This window comes from Mesorhizobium abyssinicae, from assembly GCF_049887195.1.
GTDB classification, from domain to species: Bacteria; Pseudomonadota; Alphaproteobacteria; order Rhizobiales; family Rhizobiaceae; genus Mesorhizobium; species Mesorhizobium abyssinicae.
On sequence record NZ_JARAKC010000002.1, the window covers coordinates 256744 to 272553 of the forward strand.

The window sequence follows — 15810 nt, forward strand, 5'->3', positions numbered from 1 at the left end:
GTTCACGGTCCGCAGGCGCGAGTATGCCCGTCGCTCAGGTCAAGGCTGGTTCGCCCGCGCGCAGGCGCAGAGCGGCAAACATCGGCCCGACAAAGCGTATCGAAGACGAATTGCGCGAGCAGAACGAACGCTTCTCGGCCGCCGTCGAGAACATGTCGCATGGGCTGTGCATGTTCGACGCCGACGAGCGCATGATCATCTGCAACCGCCACTACCTCGACATCTTCTGCCTGGATCCCGCGATCGTGCGGCCCGGCATCCGCTTCTTCGACATCCTCCAGCACAGCGTCGACATCGGCGTAGCCTCGCACAGCGCGGCGGATCTCTACGCCATCCGCAAGCCCTATATCGACGGGGCGAAGCCCTCGACCTATGAGGAAACGCTGGCGGATGGCCGCATCATCGACATCTCGCACCGGCCGCTGGCTTTGGGCGGCTGGGTGTCGATCTACGAGGACATCACCGTGCAGCGGCGCGCCGAGCTGGAGCTGAAGGAGCAGCATCGCCGCTTCGACGCCGCGCTGGCCAACATGTCGCAAGGCCTGTTGATGTATGACGCCGACGGCAAGATGATCGTTCGCAACGAGCGTTTCCTGGAACTCTACAATGTCAGCGCGGCCGACTTCCCGCTGGGAACGACGCATCGCGACGCGCTCGAACGGCTGGTGGAACTCGGCATTTACACGAAGATCGACGTCGACAGCGAAGTCGCCAAGACCGAAGCCTGCCGCAAGGCGGCGAAGATTCACTCAACATACCGCCACCTTGCCGATGGCAGGACGCTTCTGGTCACAAGACGGCCGATGAGCGGCGGCTGGGTGGCGACTTTCGACGACATCACCGAGCGCCAGCTCGTCGAAGAGCGCATGACCCATCTGGCGCATCACGACACGCTGACCAACCTGCCCAACCGCTCGATGTTCCGCGAGCGGCTCGACCAGGCCCTGGGCGAAGCGTCAGTCGCGCCGCTGGCGATCTTCTCGCTCGACCTCGACCGCTTCAAGGCCGTCAACGACACGTTCGGGCACCCGGCCGGCGACTGGCTGCTGAAATGCGTGGCAGAGCGGCTGCAGCGCTGCCTGCGCAACGAGACGGATGTCGTCGCCCGTTTCGGCGGCGACGAATTCGCCATCATCCAGTTCGGCGTCAACGGCGTGGCCGATGCCGAAAAGCTGGCGCGGCGCATCGTCGAGGTGATCGGCAAGCCCTATCGCGACAAGAGCCGCGAGATGCATGTCGGCATCAGCTGCGGCATCGCGCTCTATCCCGATGACGGCAAGGATGCCGACACGCTGCTGAAGAACGCCGACATGGCGCTTTACCGGGGCAAGAGCGAGGGCCGCAACGTCTATCGTTTCTTCGAGCCCGGCATGGACGCCATGGTGCGGGCGCGCCAGGCGCTCGAAACCGACCTCGAAGCAGCGCTGCCGCGAAACGAATTCGAGCTGGAATTCCAGCCGATCATGAACATCGCGGCCGGCGACATCGTCGGCGCGGAAGCCTTGATGCGCTGGCATTCGCCCACGCGCGGCCTCGTGTCGCCCGACAATTTCATTCCGGCCGCCGAGGAAACCGGGCTGATCGTGCAATTGGGCGACTGGGCGCTCAGGAAGGCCTGCACGGCGGCGGCGGGCTGGCCGCATGCGATGCGCATCGCAGTCAATGTCTCGGCCGTGCAGATCAAGAGCGGCAGCTTCGCCCGCAGCGTCATCTCGGCACTGGCCTTTTCCGGCGTTCCGGCCCACCGGCTGGAACTCGAAATCACCGAAACGGTGCTGATGGACGAGAGCGACACGGTGCTGAAGACGCTCAGCCAGCTGCGCGATCTCGGTATCCGCATCGCACTCGACGATTTCGGCACCGGCTATTCCTCGCTCGGCTATCTCCGGCGCTTCCCCGTCGACAAGATCAAGATCGACCGCTCCTTCATCCGCGACATCGATAACCGCGACAGTGCGGCGATCGTGCGCACCGTGATCGGGCTCGGCGCCCAGCTCGGCATCACCGTCACCGCCGAGGGCGTCGAGACCGAAGCGCAGCTCGACATGCTGCGCAAGGCCGGCTGCATCGAGGCGCAGGGCTATCTGATCGGCGTGCCGGCGAAGGCGGCGCAGATCAACCGGCTGCTGCGATCAGGCATGGCGTTGCGCCAGTCCGGATAAGCGAAAACACTCAGCGCAACGCCTCGATGTATTTCTCGTGGAAGCTGACATAGCCGGGCTCGACCACCTTGAGATGGCGCTCGACCAGCCGGTGGAACTCCGGCAATTGATGGAACGGCACGCCGGGATAGGCGTGGTGCTCGGCGTGAAAGGGCATATTCCAGGCAAGCTTGCGGACAAACCAGTTGGTGAGCGTCGTCCTGGTGTTCTCGAGCATGTTGGCAACTAGGGGGCAGCGGCCGTGCTCGGCAAGCAGATAGAGCCGCAGGAACGGCTGGCCCAGCAGCGCCGGCACGAACCAGACATAGAGCAGCGCCGTTGCCCCGAACCAGAGCGCGAGCATCAGCACGGCGACATAGAAGGCGACCATCGCCCGCGCCTCGGCGCGCACCTTCGGCAACCCCTTCGGCGGCACATAGCTGCCGCGGCAGCCGCCGATCGCATTGGTGTAGAGCGTCTTGAAATGGCCCCACCACACCGGCAGGCCAGAGACGTGCACGATGTACTGCCACAATGTTTCGGGCTTCGGAAAGGCGAGTTCCGGATCGTTGTCCGGGTCCTGGGTGAAGCGGTGATGGGCGAAGTGGAAATAGCGGAACCAGTCCGCGGGCAGCGCGATCGCCAGGCTGCACAGCCGCGCGACGGCATCGTTGAGCCACTGCGTCTCGAAGGCGGTGCGATGCACCGTCTCATGCAGCAGCGTGAACAGGAACACGATCAATATGCCTTGCGGCAGCATCAGCAGCGGCCAGAGCGGCACCCTGGCAGCGATCAGGCCTCCGAGCAGCAGGATGGCGCCGAAGTGGAAAGCCAACTGCATGAGGCCCGGCCCATCAGACTTGCCGGTCAGGCGACCGCGCTCCTCATTCGTAAGCGAGGCGATGACGTCGCGATGGTCCATGGTTCGTTCCGGCTGCTTGAGTTTGTCCACGCACATTAGCCACAAAGAAACCTTTCTAAAAATGAGTATTTCTGCAATCTAGATAAGTTCAACTTATCTTTGGATTGCCCGTGGCCACGCTACCCTCACTGAAAGGACTGCAAGCCTTCGAGGCGGCGGCGCGCGCCGGGAGCTTTGTCGCGGCTGCGGAAGAACTGTCGATCTCGGCGGCCGCGGTCAGCCAGCTCATTCGCACCGTCGAGGAGCAGATGGGCCGCAAGCTGTTCCATCGCGTCAACCGGCGCGTCGTGTTGACCGAGGCCGGCGTGGAGATGCTGCCCAGGTTGACCATGGCCTTCCAGGAGATCGGCAGCGTCTCGCGCGAGGTCAGCGGCGGCGCATTCCGCCCCCGGCTCGTCGTGTCAGTGCCGCCGTCCATGGCGATGGGCTGGCTTTCTCAACGTCTCTCTGGCTTTGTCGCCAGCCACGGCGCCGTCGACATCTCGCTCAGGGGCGACGACGACCCGGTGCCGTTCGACCGCGAATTGATCGACATCAGGCTTTCCTACGGCCCGCACTACCGCGAGCACCCGACCGAGGACATCGTCAGGGACGCCGTCTATCCCGTCTGCGCGCCGGCGCTGAGCGGCGCGATCAAGCGTGACGACCTCGTCGGCCTGCCGCTGATCCATACGGACTGGGGACCGACCGGCGCGTCGTTCCCTTCATGGCGCAACTGGTTCGAGGCGGCGGGGATCGATCCGGGCCGATCGGCGCGGCGCGGCCTGTCGGCAAACTCGTCACGGGCAGCGCTCGACCTCGCCATTTCAGGGCTAGGCGTGGCGCTCGCCCAGGGAATCTACTGCGCCCAGGCGCTCGAAGACGGCCGGCTGGTTCGGCCGGTCCTCCGCACGGCGGAGCTGCGCCAGCCCTATTGCCTGACGATCCCAGAGCGCAGCGCCAGGCGAGACGTGGTGGCTGGATTCCGTAAATGGCTGATCGAGGAGTGCCTGCGCTCGGTCGAATCGCCGGCGCTGCGTTCACGCGACAGCTCGTGACCGGAAGGCGCCGGTCAGAGATGGTTGGCCAACGCCGCCGTCATGTCCTTGCTGGTCGCCACGGGAATGATCTCGAACTCCACCAGATCATTCCATTCGATGGCCCAGCGCTGCAGCAGCGTCACGTCATCCGCCTCCACCAAAAGGAAGCAGCGGCTCATATCCGCCGCGATCCAGCTGTGGTGGACGACAAGCTCCTCCGGCTTCAGCCGACCCTGGTCGCGGAAGCGACGGTAGATCTCCTTGCGGTCGCAGCCACGGAAATCCTCGATGACGAAAAACAGCATTCTTTCCCCTCAGCTTGAACGGCTTGGAATTGGGGAACTGAAGAACTGGGGAACTGGAGAATTGGAGAATTGAGCGGCTAGCGCAGCCATCAGTCCTGACTTCCTCGGTTCCTCACTTCCTCACTTCCCCAGTTCTCCAGTTCTCCAGTTCTCCAGTTCTTCAATTCCCCAGTTCCCCAGTTCCTCAATTCCCCAGTTCCTCAATTCCGTCCCCGGCCGCTACCGCCCCGGCCGCTCCAGCCGGTCCAGGAACCACTGCGTCAGCCGCACCCAAACCTCGTCCTTCTCGCCCGAATCCTCCCAGCCATGGTCGAGATTGGGATTGTCGTTGACCTCGATGACGAAGACGCCGTCCTTGGTCTCCTTGAGATCGACGCCATAGAGGCCGTCGCCGATGCAGCGCGCCGCCTTGACCGCCGTCTCGACGACATGCTGCGGCGTCTCCTTCAGCGTGAAGGTCTTGATGCCGCCCTGGTCAGGCTTGCCATTGGCCTTGTGGTTGACGATCTGCCAGTGCTTCTTGGCCATCAGGTAGTGCACGGCAAACAGCGGCTGACCGCCGAGCACGCCGACGCGCCAGTCATATTCGGTCGGGATGAATTTCTGCGCGATCAGAAGGTCGGAATCCTCCAGCCACTCGGTCGCAAGCCGGGTCAGTTCCTCCAGGTTCTCGCATTTCTTGACGCCGCGCGAGAACGAGGAATCCGGGATCTTCAGCACCAGCGGGAAGCCCAGCGTCTGCGCCGCCACTTCGAGATCGGACGTGCCGGCGATCATCACCGTCGGCGGCACCGGCACCTTGTTGTAGGTCATCAGCTCGTTGAGATAGACCTTGTTGGTGCAGCGGATCATCGACAGCGGGTCGTCGATGACGGGCATGCCTTCCTGCTGGGCGCGGCGGGCGAAGCGGTAGGTGTGGTTGGAGATCGAGGTTGTCTCGCGGATGAACAGCGCGTCGTAATTGGCGAGCTTGGCCAGGTCCTTCCTGGTGATCGGCTCGATTTCAACGCCCATCTTCTCGGCGATCCTCGCCCAGTAGCGCAGCGAGGAAATCTCCGACGGCGGCAATTCCTCATGCGGATCGACCAGGGTCGCGAAAGTGTAGCGCGCCGGCGTGCGGCCTTTGGTGTCACGCCATTCGCGGTTGGTGTAGGTCTCCAGGCACTGCAGGAAGACCCCCTCCTCCTCCTCAGTCATGCGGGCGAGCGGCAGGAAGCCGATCTTACGGATCGAGGCCCATTCGGCGCTGTCCTTGATGTGGACCTCCAGCGCCGGCGCGCGGAACCAGTCGAACAGGAGCTTGGCGAAACGGTCCCATACCTTGGACGGACCGATGCCGAAGAAGATGGCGACCTTGGCCGGGAAGGTGCCGCCGAGATCCTTGCGGCATTTGTTGAGCGCGAGCTCCAGTTCGGGCAGCGCGTGCTCATAGAGCTTGCGCTCCGACAGGTCGATCATCGTCTCGACGGTCGGGATCACCTTGTGGCCGCGCGAGCCGGCAAGCAGCGAGGCGTAGTAGCCGCGGCTCTGATAGCCGTAATTGTTCGACAGGTTGATGACCTTCGGCCGCTGGCCGCGAAACAGCGCCGGATGGGCGAGATAGTCGCGGTTGGTGATGACCTTGTGCGGCGTCGCCACCTGGTCGAGATCGTTCTGCCTGCCTGTAAGGATGACCCAGGTCATTGTTGTCAGCGCTTCCCCAGAATGATGGCTGCACGCAGCCCGTCGCGACCGAACTGCGCCATGTTCATGAAGATGCCGTAAGGCACGGGAATGTTGGCCGCATCAAGGATCGTCTCCTGCCGCTCGTCCTCGACCCATGGATCGTGGATCAGGATATGGTCGCCGTCGTCGCCAATGGCCAGCACCCAATGCGGAACCTTCTTGCCGAACATCAGGAAGCCGCTGATCAGCACCAGCACCAGCTTGCCCCCGGCGATGGCGTTGCGAACATCGTCGAGGGCGAATGGACGGTAATTCACCGGAATGCCGTAAAGTTCCGCGCGGCGGCGGAAGTCGACCTGGGCAAGCTCCATCACCCGGCGCTTGTCCTCGCTGCGCACCGATTGCAGGAACAGCGCGCCATGGAAAGAGACGAAGATCTCCGCCGCGAGCCCGCTTTCATAGCCGGCGACCGCCAGGCCGAACGGCTCGCAGCCGCCCGGCCCGGACATCATGAAGACGGTGGTGGCCTCGCGCCAGAGGCGGATTTCCATCACCGGGTCGGGCACGAAGCCGTGGTCGAAATTGGCCATCGCCATCATCAGGCAGCACGGGCCGCAGGTGAACTCGCAGGTCTGCGGGTAGAAGGGAACGGTGGTGGCGATCGGCACGTCGCCGCGCAAGGTCTTTTCGTAGCGCAACGCGGTGGCGCCGTCCTCGTAGTAGTCCGGCTCGCGACCGATCTTGCGATAGCCGGCCTGCTCATAGACGCGGATGGCGCGCTGATTGTCCTCGCGCACCTCGAGGCGCAGCATCATCCGGTCGTGCTCGAAGGCCGCCTCCTCCGCCGCCGACAGCAGCTGGCGGCCTATGCCGAGCTGGCCGAAGAAAGGACCGACGGCGATGGAATAGAGCCGGGCGACGCCGCTGCCCTTGCGAAACAGCACCACGGCATAGCCGGCAACGCGGCCATCGCTTTCGGCAACCAGCATCTCGGCGGTCTCGCGCTCGATCAGCTGGCGAAAGGAGCGGCGCGACATGCGATCGCTCGAAAAAACAGCCTTCTCGATGGCGGCCAGGTCATCGACGTCGGACGCGCGGGCCTTGCGGATCTCGGCAGGCATGCGGGCTTCAGAAACCTCGATTGGGTTGTGGGAATGACCCTTGTCTAAAGCATGGATGATACCGGCCCCCAGCACCAGTATTCATCAAGCGCTATCGCTCCTCGATTAGGGCCGAATTGTGACAGGTTGAATAGTGGTCCAATGCTGAAGGAGCTCTGCACTGACTCGCTGTTTTCAGTGCAGCATCAATGTCGAAAAACCGCTGTTTTCAACTGGCGAGGCCGGCCAGAAGCTGACCGTAGGCGCTCTTGGCGACGGCCGCCAGACGCTCGCGCGGCAGCGAGCCGACGACGGCGCAGCCATAGCCCTTGTCCAGCCAGTAGACGGCCTCGGGGCCGTCGGCCTCCGCTGCATAGGTGCCCTTGGACTTGCCGGCCGATTCGGCGGTCACGAACAGCGAGATGCGCTCCCCATTGGCGTCCTCATAGAGCAGCATCGCCGCCTTGCCCTGGCCGGCGGGCAACAACCGGCCACCGACCAGCTGGAAGCCTTCGGCCACCAGATCGGGCGCGACCAGCGTCAGGCCGACGCGGTTGGACAACCAGGTCTGCAAATGATCCTTGTCGCTCGCCGGCACCTCGACCGCATGGCGCTTCTCGGCGGCATAGATGACATGGGCCGCGATCGCCTGCTCGGCGAGCAGATCCTCGCTTTCGCCTCCCCTGCCGATGCCATCGATGCCGGCGACATAACCGGCAAGCCCGCCGATCACCAGCACGGCGGCGGCTGCGGCCGAAAGCCACCAGCGCGAGCGCCACGCTGTCGTCCTTCCTGGAGCCTCGCCGAACACGGCCTGCTTCAGCCGTGCCGGCACCGGTTCTTCGAGCACGCCGGCAAAGGCGGCGCGAAGGGCAGCCCGATCGGCGACGAAGCGGGCGCTCCTTGCCTTCATTTCGGGATTGGCCTCTAGCCAGGCCTCATAGGCCATGCGCTCCTCGCCGGGCAGCTCGCCGTCGAGGGCCATGTGGATGTCGCGTTCGGAGAAATCGCGCCGGGTCATTTCTCGACGATCCTTATCGACCGGCGGCGCGCCGTATCATCCAGCAGGCCGCGCAGTTCCTCGCGCCCGCGCGCGATGCGCGACATCAGCGTGCCGGCCGGCACGCCAAGGATGTTGGCCGCCTCAGCATAGGAAAAGCCCTCGATCGCCACCATGACCAGCGCCGCGCGGCGATCGGGGCTGATCGCCTGCAAGGCATCGATGATCTCGCGCGAGGCGATGCTCTCGACCTGATCGGCCGGAGCTGCCTGCGCCTCGCCGGACTCGAGCGGCAGCATCGCCGCCTCGCCGCGCCGGTTCACCTTGCGCATCTGGTCGATGAACAGATGATGCATGATCGTAAACAGCCACCTCCTTGGGCTTTCTCCCGTCTGCCAGTTATCGAGCCTGACCAGGGCCCGTTCGAGGCAGTCCTGGACGAGGTCGTCGGCCGAATCGCGGTCGCGCAGCAGCGAGCGCGCGTAGCGGCGCAAACGCGGTATTTCGCCAAGGATCGCTGCCTTCTTTTCGTCCATGACCGCTGGTTTTCGAGGTCGTTTTCCATCCAGATTGAACGCGCCTTTGGGGCGCGGCGCAAGCAGCCAGCGCGAAGCGGCCCACCGCTCCGGTTACCCAAGCAATGGAATGAACGCTGGCGGATGCCGGTTTATTCCCGGCTAGCCGATTGTTTCTGCTTGTTCCGCCTTCTCCTTCGCTGCTCTTGTCAGCAGCCGCTGGTAGAACAGGCCGATGCCGATCAGCACGGCGCCGAGGCCGATGAAGGACAGCGCCCTGAGCACGCCTTCCAGCTCCGACATGTCGAACAGGAAGACCTTCAGCACGGCGATCGCGATCAGCGCTGCCGAGGCGACGCGCAGCACCTGCGACTTCAGCCACACTCCGGCGGTCAGCAGCGCGACGCCGATGGCCAGCCACAGCGCCGAATAGGTGTATGTTTCGACCTGGCCGAGCCCGCTCCACAGCCCGATGAACTCGCCTTTGAACAGCCGCCTGACCGACAGTGTCGCGTAGGCGAAGGCGAGCAGCGAGGCGACCAGCGCCAGCATCTGCGCATACCAGCGGGGGCGCTTGTCGCGGACGTAGAGCGCCAGCGCGCCGGCAGCGACGGCCGGCAGGAGATAGGCGAGGAAGAGGAGGTTGAACACCGGGATCGTCCCGGTCGATTCGTCAGTGAACAGCGGGTTCAGCACCACAAAATGCCGGACGGCGACGAAGGCGACGGAGAGCACGCCGACGGCCATCGAGCCGTAGCGCAGCACCGAACTCGGCGAGCGCCTGTCGATGGCGACAAGGATGGCGCCGGCGCCAAGCGCGATCAGCGTGTAGATCGCCTGTTCGGCGAGCGTAACCGTGCCGGTGTCCAGCACACCGCCATGCATGGCGTGGCGCACCAATATGGCGAGCGTGAGCAGCGCGAAGAGCGCCGCGCCCGCCTCCATGGCCAGGCGCGGCCGGCCGTTTGTGGTCCGGGCGAGCTGCCAGGCGGCGAAGCCGAAGGCCAACGCCGGCACGCCGTAGCCCGGCAGCAGCCAGTTGAAGACAGGCGTCGTCGACAGCGATGCGGCGCCGACGATGGTCGGGTCGTAGGCGACGCGGCCAAGCGTGGCGACGACCGAGCCGACCGAAATCCAGCCGAGCACCGGATAGGACCGCCAGCGGGTCGCCAGCGCGGGTACGACGGCCGCGGCGCCGACAAGCACGGTGGTCCAGCCGGAGCCGAAGGCCATGTGCAGCATCAACAGGGCGGCGATCGCCGCGCCGCCGAGGGCGAAGGAGACGGCGACATCTCCCTTCAGCGGCGGCTCCTCGGCGCGCGCGATCCATTCGCCGCCGGCGGCGAAGGCCACGACCAGAAGAGCCGCGACCGCAGCGTAGAGGACGTCGCGGTCGAGATTGCCGAAGGTGAACCACAGAGCCGTGAGCACGACCAGCGGCGCGATCACGGCCCAGGCCGCCCAGGAAGCCGACCTGATGCGGGCGGTTGCCACCCATTGGCGCGCGGCCCAGAAGCCGGCGGCGATGAACAGCAGGCCGAGCCCGACGCCGATGTTGCGCGTCAACTGATCCGACATCACCACCGGCTGGCCGTCGACGCCGAGACTGCCGCCGACGATATCGGAACCGATCGAGGTCGGCGGGATGATGCCGAGATAGATCATCGCCGTCACCAGGCCGGCGGCATGGAGAAGCGGCAGCGCGAGCGGCCGATAGAGGGCCACGGCCGGCATCGCGGCAAGCAGCGCGGCGCCCGCCAGCGCATCACCGGCGACGGTGAAGGCCGGGTCGACCGAAAGCCCCAGCGCAGAAAGCCCGACGAAGATGGCGGGCGCGATCGACGGCCAGTCGAAACCGCCGGCGGATTCGGCTTCGGCGCCACGGGCGCCCAACCAGACGAAGGCAAGCACAGCCAACGTCGCGGCATCGATGAACAGGATGGTCGACAGGTTCGCGGCGGGCGTGTTGGCCATGTAGAGGATGGTCCAGAGGCCGGTGCCGACGAAGGCCGCCGCCACGAGCGCCTTCCAATCGCGCAGGCGGGCAATCGCTGCAGTGGCGGCAAGCACGATCGCCAGATAGACGAACAACGCCCAGGGATTGGGCGCCTGCGAGGAGACGAGCGCCGGCGTCGCCATGGCGCCGATCAGGCCGATGCCGGCCAGCGCCAGGCCATGAACCAGGCTCGCCGCGATCGTCGCCACGCCGATGACGCCGAGCAGCGTGAAGGCGAGCGCCGGACCGATGAAGCCGTAAATGCCATAAGCGGCATAGACGGTGCCGAACAGGATGAAGGCGCCGGCCGCCGTCAGGATCGCCGGGATATAGGCGCCGGCGGCACCCTGCACCGGCACCTTGAAGCCGGTGCGGCGGATGAATTCGCCGCCGCCGACCAGCACCAGGCCAAGGATGCCGGCCATGGTGAGGCGCACGCCGGGGCCGAAAATGCCGGCTTCGATGGTGTAGCGGATCAGGAACAGGCCGCCCAGCGCCAGCGCGATGCCGCCGACCCAGACCGCCCAGCGGGTGCCGAGCGCGGTCTCGACGTCGGTCTGCCGCGCGGCCTTCGCCGGTTGCGCGGCCTCGGCGGGGCCGGCCGCAGGCTCCGCCGCTGGCGGCGGCGCCTCGTCCTTGGCCCACGGTCCGGACACGACCTCGCCCGCAGCAGCGGCGGCCTGCGCCGCCGGCGCTTCGGCGCCCACATCATCCGCTACAGGAGGAGACGCTACTTCGGCCGTGATCGCCTCGGCCGGCTTGGCGTCGGCTTGCGGCTGTTCGGCCGGCCTGGCGGCCGGTAGCACGGCGCCCGAAAGCACGAGGCTGCGCAGCGCGCCAAGTTCGCGCTCGATCAGGCCGATGCGGCTCTGCTGGCGCGAAATGATGACGAACAGGGCGATGATGGCGGCTAGGCCGATCAGGCTTTCAAACATGGCGGTTCCCCCAAACCAGGCCGGTTGTCATTGACAATTGCGGCGGCCAGACGGCCGGTTCCTCCAGGCAAACGCGCCGCCGGATCGGCGACAGCAAAGATCGAGCATGTTTCGCAGCCGAATGCCAGCAGCTTGCAGCCTTTATCCAATGCCGAGGTGTCAAGGCGGCCAGGAATAGTCCTGCTGAGCCAGGTTGCGTGGCACGTGCTGCAAGTAGTCATGCTAGTGTCGGCCGGATTTGATGAGGATGACCAATGCCGCAACGCAGCGCGGGCCTGCTGATCTACAGGCGCACCGGCGGGGTTTTCGAATTTCTGCTTGTCCATCCCGGCGGACCATTCTGGGCAAGAAAGGATGAAGGGGCGTGGTCGATCCCGAAGGGGCTTGTCGACGAGAGCGAGGATGAACTCGCAGCCGCGCGACGTGAGGCCGAGGAGGAACTGGGCGTCGTGATCGATGGAGATTTCGAGCCGGTCGGCAGCTATCGGCAGCCGGGCGGCAAGATCGTGACGGCATGGAGTGTCGAATCGGACCTCGATGCGGACGCCGTCAGAAGCAACACGTTCACCATGGAGTGGCCACCGAGGTCGGGTTCAGTGAAAGAATTCCCCGAAGTGGACAAAGCCGGCTGGTTTTCCTTGCCGGAGGCCGGGCTCAAAATCCTGAAAGGCCAGCGCCCCATTCTCGGCGATTTCCTGGAGCGGCAAAACGCCGGCTAGGCGCTAGCGCTACTCTCCGGCGATCGCCTTGCCGGCCGCATGATGCCGGCGCAGCGCGGCGAGGAAACCGGCGCGGGCGTCGGGCGGTTCCAGGCCGCGCGGCTCGTAGACATGGCGGCTGAAGAAGAAGCCGGTCAGCCGGAACGCGTCCTCGAGCGCCGCCTGATCGGCACTGGGGCCCGAGCGCTGCAGGAAGGCCGGCAGCGCCAGCATCTTGTCGTGCCAGGGGGCGCCGGCGGCGCGGGAGACGGCGCGGCCGGATTTCGGCGAGACATAGGCGAGGTCCTGCCTGGAGCCGGTCGCAGCGCACTGGCTGAGGTCGAGGCCGAAGCCGAGCTCGTCGAGGATCAGCAATTCGAAGCGCGCCACCAGCTCGCCCGCCGCGTCGGCGTCGTCGAGATGGGCGATCATGACGGCAAGCGTCTCATAAAGCGCGCCATGGGCGTCGCGCTCGGGCAGCAGGCGCAGATGCGCGGCCATGGTCTGCAGGCCGTAGACGGCGACGGCGCTGTCCATCAGCCGGGCGGCGTTCATCTCGATCGCCTCGGCCTGGAAGGTGCCGAGATGCTCGTCGAGGCGGGCCCGCCACAGGAGGTCGACGCGATTGCCCGGCTGCAGGACCGGCTGCTGCTTGCGCGAGCGGCCGCCGCGCACAAGGCCGAGATGGCGGCCATGGGCGCGCGTCATCACCTCGAGGATGGCGCTGGTTTCGCCATGCTTGCGGGTGCCGAGAATGATTCCCTCGTCGCGCCATTCCATGCGAGGGAGCATTTCACCGATCGGGCGGCGAAATCAAGGTTGCAACGGGCCTGGTGCCGGGACAGCCGCCAATCGCGAATATCGGAAATTTCTCAGAAACCGATCGGGATTTTTCTCCCGCGCTGGCGCCATATGCGGGCATGTCGACCGGCGCGGCCGGTCCCTTTGCTGTGGTCGACCCATCGGGCAAGCCGACCTCTCATTTGCCAATCCGCCCGATGAGAGGACCAGACAAATGACTTCCTTCCTGAGCCTGGTGCGGGGGCACCAGCTGACCGCCTTCTTTTCGCTGGCGCTCGGCCTGACCTGGCTGGCGTTCATCCCCTTCTGGCTCTCCGGCGGCGAGAGCATTCCCTGGTTCACCTTCGGCCCGATGGTCGCCGGCTTCATCGTCGCCGCGCTTGCCGGCGGCTGGGCTTCGGTTAAGCCCATCCTCGCCTCCATGGTGAAGTGGCGGGTCCGCCCGTTCTGGTATCTGGTGGCGTTCGGCCTGCCGTTCGGGGCGCAGCTCGCTTCGATCCTGATCAATCCGCTGTTCGGCGCCGCAGCCCCTGCCTGGGGCAACATCCCGGCCTTTTCCGAGATGCTGCCGATCATCGGTCTCTATGCGATCTTCAGCGGCCCGCTCGGCGAGGAGCCCGGCTGGCGCGGCTTCGCGACGCCACGACTGCTCGCCGGCCATTCCGCGCTTGCCGGCAGCCTGATCCTCGGTGTGCTCTGGGCCATCTGGCACTTCCCGCTCGGCCTGGTCGGCGACCTCAGCCTCTACGGCACGATCAACGTCGTCCTGGCCGGGATCGTCTTCACCTGGCTTTACCAGAACACCGGCAGCGTGCTTCTCGCCTTCCTGATGCATGTCACGCACCAGAACAGCGTGCGCTTCCTCGGCAAGGTGTTCGTCGACGGCGACTACGTGCAGCAGCAGTGGATCGGCGTGGCGATCTGGGCAGTCATCGCGGTCGCGATCGTCGCCTATTACGGCACGGAGAGCTTTGCGCGCCGGCCCAAGGCAAAACTGGCCATCGCGTGAACCAAATCCGCCAAAAAGCGCGGCGCTCCTATTCCGGGCACCGCGCTTATTCTTAGTGCGGAAACTCCAGCCCCATCTCGCGGTAGCGCTCGGGGTCGTCGCCCCAGTTCTCGCGCACCTTGACGAACAGAAAGAGGTGCACCTTCTGCTCCAGTATGCCCGCGATCTCCATGCGCGCCGCCTGGCCGATGGCGCGGATGGTCTCGCCCTTGTGGCCGAGCACGATCTTCTTCTGGCTGTCGCGCTCGACATAGATGACCTGCTCGATACGCACCGAGCCGTCCTTCTTCTCCTCCCATTTCTCGGTCTCGATATGGGAGGAATAGGGGAGTTCCTGATGCAGTCGCAGGTAGAGCTTTTCGCGGGTGATCTCGGCCGCGAGCTGGCGCATCGGCAGGTCGGAGATCTGGTCCTCCGGATAGTACCAGGGGCCGGCCGGCAAGGTTTGCGCAAGATAGTCGAGCAGGTCCTTGCAGCCAGAGCCGGTCAGTGCCGAGACCATGAAGGTGCGCTTGAACGGCACGCGCTCGTTCGCCGTCGCCGCCAGCGCCAGGAGCACCTCGGGCTTGACCCGGTCGACCTTGTTAAGGACCAGAAGCATCGGCTGCCGGACATCCTTCAGCCGGTCGAGGATGGCGTCCGCATCGCCGCGGATGCCGCGCTCGGCATCGATCAAAAGCACGACGATATCGGCATCCTTGGCGCCGCCCCAGGCGGTGGTCACCATCGCCGTGTCCAGCCGCCGCTTCGGCTTGAAGATACCGGGCGTGTCGACGAAGACGATCTGGGCGTTCTCATGCGTGGCGATGCCGCGCACGATGGCGCGGGTGGTCTGCACCTTGTGGGTGACGATCGACACCTTGGCGCCAACCAGCTGGTTGACCAGCGTCGACTTGCCGGCATTGGGCGCGCCGATCAGCGCGACGAAGCCGGAGTGCGTCGCGGGGGCCTCGCCCGCCTGTACCGCGTCTTCGCTCATGCCGCGCTTCCTTCATTCATCCAGACACCCTCGCGCAGCAGCAGCGCCGCCGCCGCCGCCTGCTCGGCCTCGCGCTTGGAGCGACCGCTGCCGATGGCCGGGGCGAACTGGCCGACCTTGACGCTGACGGTGAACAGCGGATCGTGGTCCGGCCCCTCCCTGCCGTCGATCCGGTAGGCGGGCGTCGCACCCGCCGCCTGATGCGCCCATTCCTGCAATTCGGTCTTGGCGTCGCGACGGGCAGCGCCGATGGCCTGCGAGCGCGGCTGCCAATAGCGGTGGATGAACGCGCGGGCCGCATCCAGGCCACCGTCGAGATAGAGCACGGCGATCAGCGATTCCAGCGCATCGGCGCGCAGGTTGACACGCTTGCGCCCATCGAGGCCGCGCACGTCCGAGCCGGCGCGGATCAGTTCCGGCAGGCCGATCTCCTCGGCGATTTCGGACAGCGCCTCGGCATTGACCAGGGCGTTGAGCCGCAGCGACAGCTCGCCCTCGGCCGCGTTCGGGAATGCCGCAAGCAGCATGTCGGCCACGACAAGGCCAAGCACACGGTCGCCGAGGAATTCGAAGCGCTCATAGTCGACGCCGGCATGGCTCGACCGGGCGCTGGCATGGGTCAGCGCCCGCTGCAGCCGCTGGCGGTCGCCAAAGGCATGGCCTGTGCGCTCAATGAGCGCTTCGGCGAGCGCATCGGCGGTGAGCCGCTTCGTTGACGCCATCAG

Annotated in this window: 14 protein-coding genes; 4 read left to right on the forward strand and 10 right to left on the reverse strand. The window is 65.7% G+C overall.

Annotation, left to right across the window (positions count from 1 at the left end; translation table 11 throughout):
• Positions 1-23 precede the first annotated feature (23 nt).
• Entirely contained in the window at positions 24-2162 is a 2139-nt protein-coding gene (locus PU724_RS05850; RefSeq protein ID WP_354420779.1) for a putative bifunctional diguanylate cyclase/phosphodiesterase, read from the forward strand.
• A 10-nt stretch (positions 2163-2172) separates the two neighbouring features.
• On the opposite strand, the gene PU724_RS05855 is transcribed toward PU724_RS05850, so the two are convergent.
• A complete protein-coding gene (locus PU724_RS05855) occupies positions 2173-3063 on the reverse strand; it encodes a fatty acid desaturase family protein (RefSeq protein WP_354421257.1) in 891 nt (296 codons plus the stop codon).
• A gap of 110 nt (positions 3064-3173) precedes the next feature.
• Here PU724_RS05855 and PU724_RS05860 point away from each other — a divergent pair, with 110 nt between their 5' ends.
• Positions 3174-4100, forward strand: a complete 927-nt coding sequence (locus PU724_RS05860; RefSeq protein ID WP_292170072.1) for a LysR substrate-binding domain-containing protein — start codon at positions 3174-3176, stop codon at positions 4098-4100.
• A 14-nt stretch (positions 4101-4114) separates the two neighbouring features.
• On the opposite strand, the gene PU724_RS05865 is transcribed toward PU724_RS05860, so the two are convergent.
• The 6 genes from PU724_RS05865 to PU724_RS05890 all read right to left on the reverse strand — a co-directional run bounded on the left by PU724_RS05865 (position 4115) and on the right by PU724_RS05890 (position 11598).
• Positions 4115-4387 carry a DUF3303 domain-containing protein gene (locus PU724_RS05865; protein ID WP_354420781.1) on the reverse strand — a complete coding sequence of 91 codons (273 nt, stop codon included), beginning with the start codon at positions 4385-4387 and terminating at the stop codon, positions 4115-4117.
• Between the two features lie 219 nt (positions 4388-4606).
• On the reverse strand, positions 4607-6070 hold the full coding sequence (locus tag PU724_RS05870) for a RimK family protein (RefSeq protein WP_354420783.1): 1464 nt from the start codon (positions 6068-6070) through the stop codon (positions 4607-4609).
• 5 nt (positions 6071-6075) lie between these two features.
• Positions 6076-7173, reverse strand: coding sequence for a peptidase C39 family protein (locus PU724_RS05875; protein ID WP_127284256.1), 1098 nt, complete (start codon positions 7171-7173; stop codon positions 6076-6078).
• 208 nt (positions 7174-7381) lie between these two features.
• Positions 7382-8173, reverse strand: coding sequence for an anti-sigma factor family protein (locus tag PU724_RS05880; RefSeq protein WP_354420785.1), 792 nt, complete (start codon positions 8171-8173; stop codon positions 7382-7384).
• On the reverse strand, positions 8170-8688 hold the full coding sequence (locus tag PU724_RS05885; protein ID WP_127393954.1) for an RNA polymerase sigma factor: 519 nt from the start codon (positions 8686-8688) through the stop codon (positions 8170-8172). Before PU724_RS05885 ends, PU724_RS05880 begins: the two co-directional genes overlap by 4 nt.
• Positions 8689-8829: 141 nt before the next feature.
• Positions 8830-11598, reverse strand: coding sequence for a DUF2339 domain-containing protein (locus tag PU724_RS05890; protein ID WP_354420787.1), 2769 nt, complete (start codon positions 11596-11598; stop codon positions 8830-8832).
• A gap of 254 nt (positions 11599-11852) precedes the next feature.
• On the opposite strand from PU724_RS05890, the gene PU724_RS05895 reads away from it, so the two are divergent.
• Entirely contained in the window at positions 11853-12317 is a 465-nt protein-coding gene (locus tag PU724_RS05895; RefSeq protein ID WP_354420788.1) for an NUDIX hydrolase, read from the forward strand.
• A gap of 9 nt (positions 12318-12326) precedes the next feature.
• On the opposite strand, the gene recO is transcribed toward PU724_RS05895, so the two are convergent.
• Positions 12327-13076, reverse strand: a complete 750-nt coding sequence (recO, locus tag PU724_RS05900; RefSeq protein WP_320254528.1) for a DNA repair protein RecO — start codon at positions 13074-13076, stop codon at positions 12327-12329.
• 235 nt (positions 13077-13311) lie between these two features.
• Between recO and PU724_RS05905 the strand changes: the two genes are divergently transcribed.
• The gene (locus tag PU724_RS05905) at positions 13312-14106 is read left to right on the forward strand and encodes a CPBP family intramembrane glutamic endopeptidase (RefSeq protein WP_354420790.1); all 795 of its coding nucleotides are present in this window, start codon (positions 13312-13314) and stop codon (positions 14104-14106) included.
• A 52-nt stretch (positions 14107-14158) separates the two neighbouring features.
• Here the strand turns inward: PU724_RS05905 and era are convergent, their stop codons facing one another.
• Both era and rnc read right to left on the reverse strand, forming a co-directional pair.
• Positions 14159-15085 (reverse strand): GTPase Era, encoded by a 927-nt coding sequence (gene era, locus PU724_RS05910; RefSeq protein WP_320254505.1) that lies wholly within the window; start codon positions 15083-15085, stop codon positions 14159-14161.
• Entirely contained in the window at positions 15082-15807 is a 726-nt protein-coding gene (gene rnc / locus PU724_RS05915) for a ribonuclease III (protein ID WP_127392459.1), read from the reverse strand. The genes era and rnc overlap by 4 nt, the downstream gene beginning before the upstream one ends.
• Between the last annotated feature and the right edge of the window lie 3 nt (positions 15808-15810).

What these genes read in the sequence shown, in the direction of transcription:
- PU724_RS05850 (WP_354420779.1), top strand. Translation starts at nt 24, where the DNA reads ATGCCCGTCGCTCAGGTCAAGGCTGGTTCGCCCGCGCGCAGGCGCAGA.
- PU724_RS05855 (WP_354421257.1), bottom strand. Translation starts at nt 3,063, where the DNA reads ATGGACCATCGCGACGTCATCGCCTCGCTTACGAATGAGGAGCGCGGT.
- PU724_RS05865 (WP_354420781.1), bottom strand. Translation starts at nt 4,387, where the DNA reads ATGCTGTTTTTCGTCATCGAGGATTTCCGTGGCTGCGACCGCAAGGAG.
- PU724_RS05870 (WP_354420783.1), bottom strand. Translation starts at nt 6,070, where the DNA reads ATGACCTGGGTCATCCTTACAGGCAGGCAGAACGATCTCGACCAGGTG.
- PU724_RS05875 (WP_127284256.1), bottom strand. Translation starts at nt 7,173, where the DNA reads ATGCCTGCCGAGATCCGCAAGGCCCGCGCGTCCGACGTCGATGACCTG.
- PU724_RS05880 (WP_354420785.1), bottom strand. Translation starts at nt 8,173, where the DNA reads ATGACCCGGCGCGATTTCTCCGAACGCGACATCCACATGGCCCTCGAC.
- PU724_RS05885 (WP_127393954.1), bottom strand. Translation starts at nt 8,688, where the DNA reads ATGGACGAAAAGAAGGCAGCGATCCTTGGCGAAATACCGCGTTTGCGC.
- PU724_RS05890 (WP_354420787.1), bottom strand. Translation starts at nt 11,598, where the DNA reads ATGTTTGAAAGCCTGATCGGCCTAGCCGCCATCATCGCCCTGTTCGTC.
- PU724_RS05895 (WP_354420788.1), top strand. Translation starts at nt 11,853, where the DNA reads ATGCCGCAACGCAGCGCGGGCCTGCTGATCTACAGGCGCACCGGCGGG.
- recO (WP_320254528.1), bottom strand. Translation starts at nt 13,076, where the DNA reads ATGGAATGGCGCGACGAGGGAATCATTCTCGGCACCCGCAAGCATGGC.
- PU724_RS05905 (WP_354420790.1), top strand. Translation starts at nt 13,312, where the DNA reads ATGACTTCCTTCCTGAGCCTGGTGCGGGGGCACCAGCTGACCGCCTTC.
- era (WP_320254505.1), bottom strand. Translation starts at nt 15,085, where the DNA reads ATGAGCGAAGACGCGGTACAGGCGGGCGAGGCCCCCGCGACGCACTCC.
- rnc (WP_127392459.1), bottom strand. Translation starts at nt 15,807, where the DNA reads ATGGCGTCAACGAAGCGGCTCACCGCCGATGCGCTCGCCGAAGCGCTC.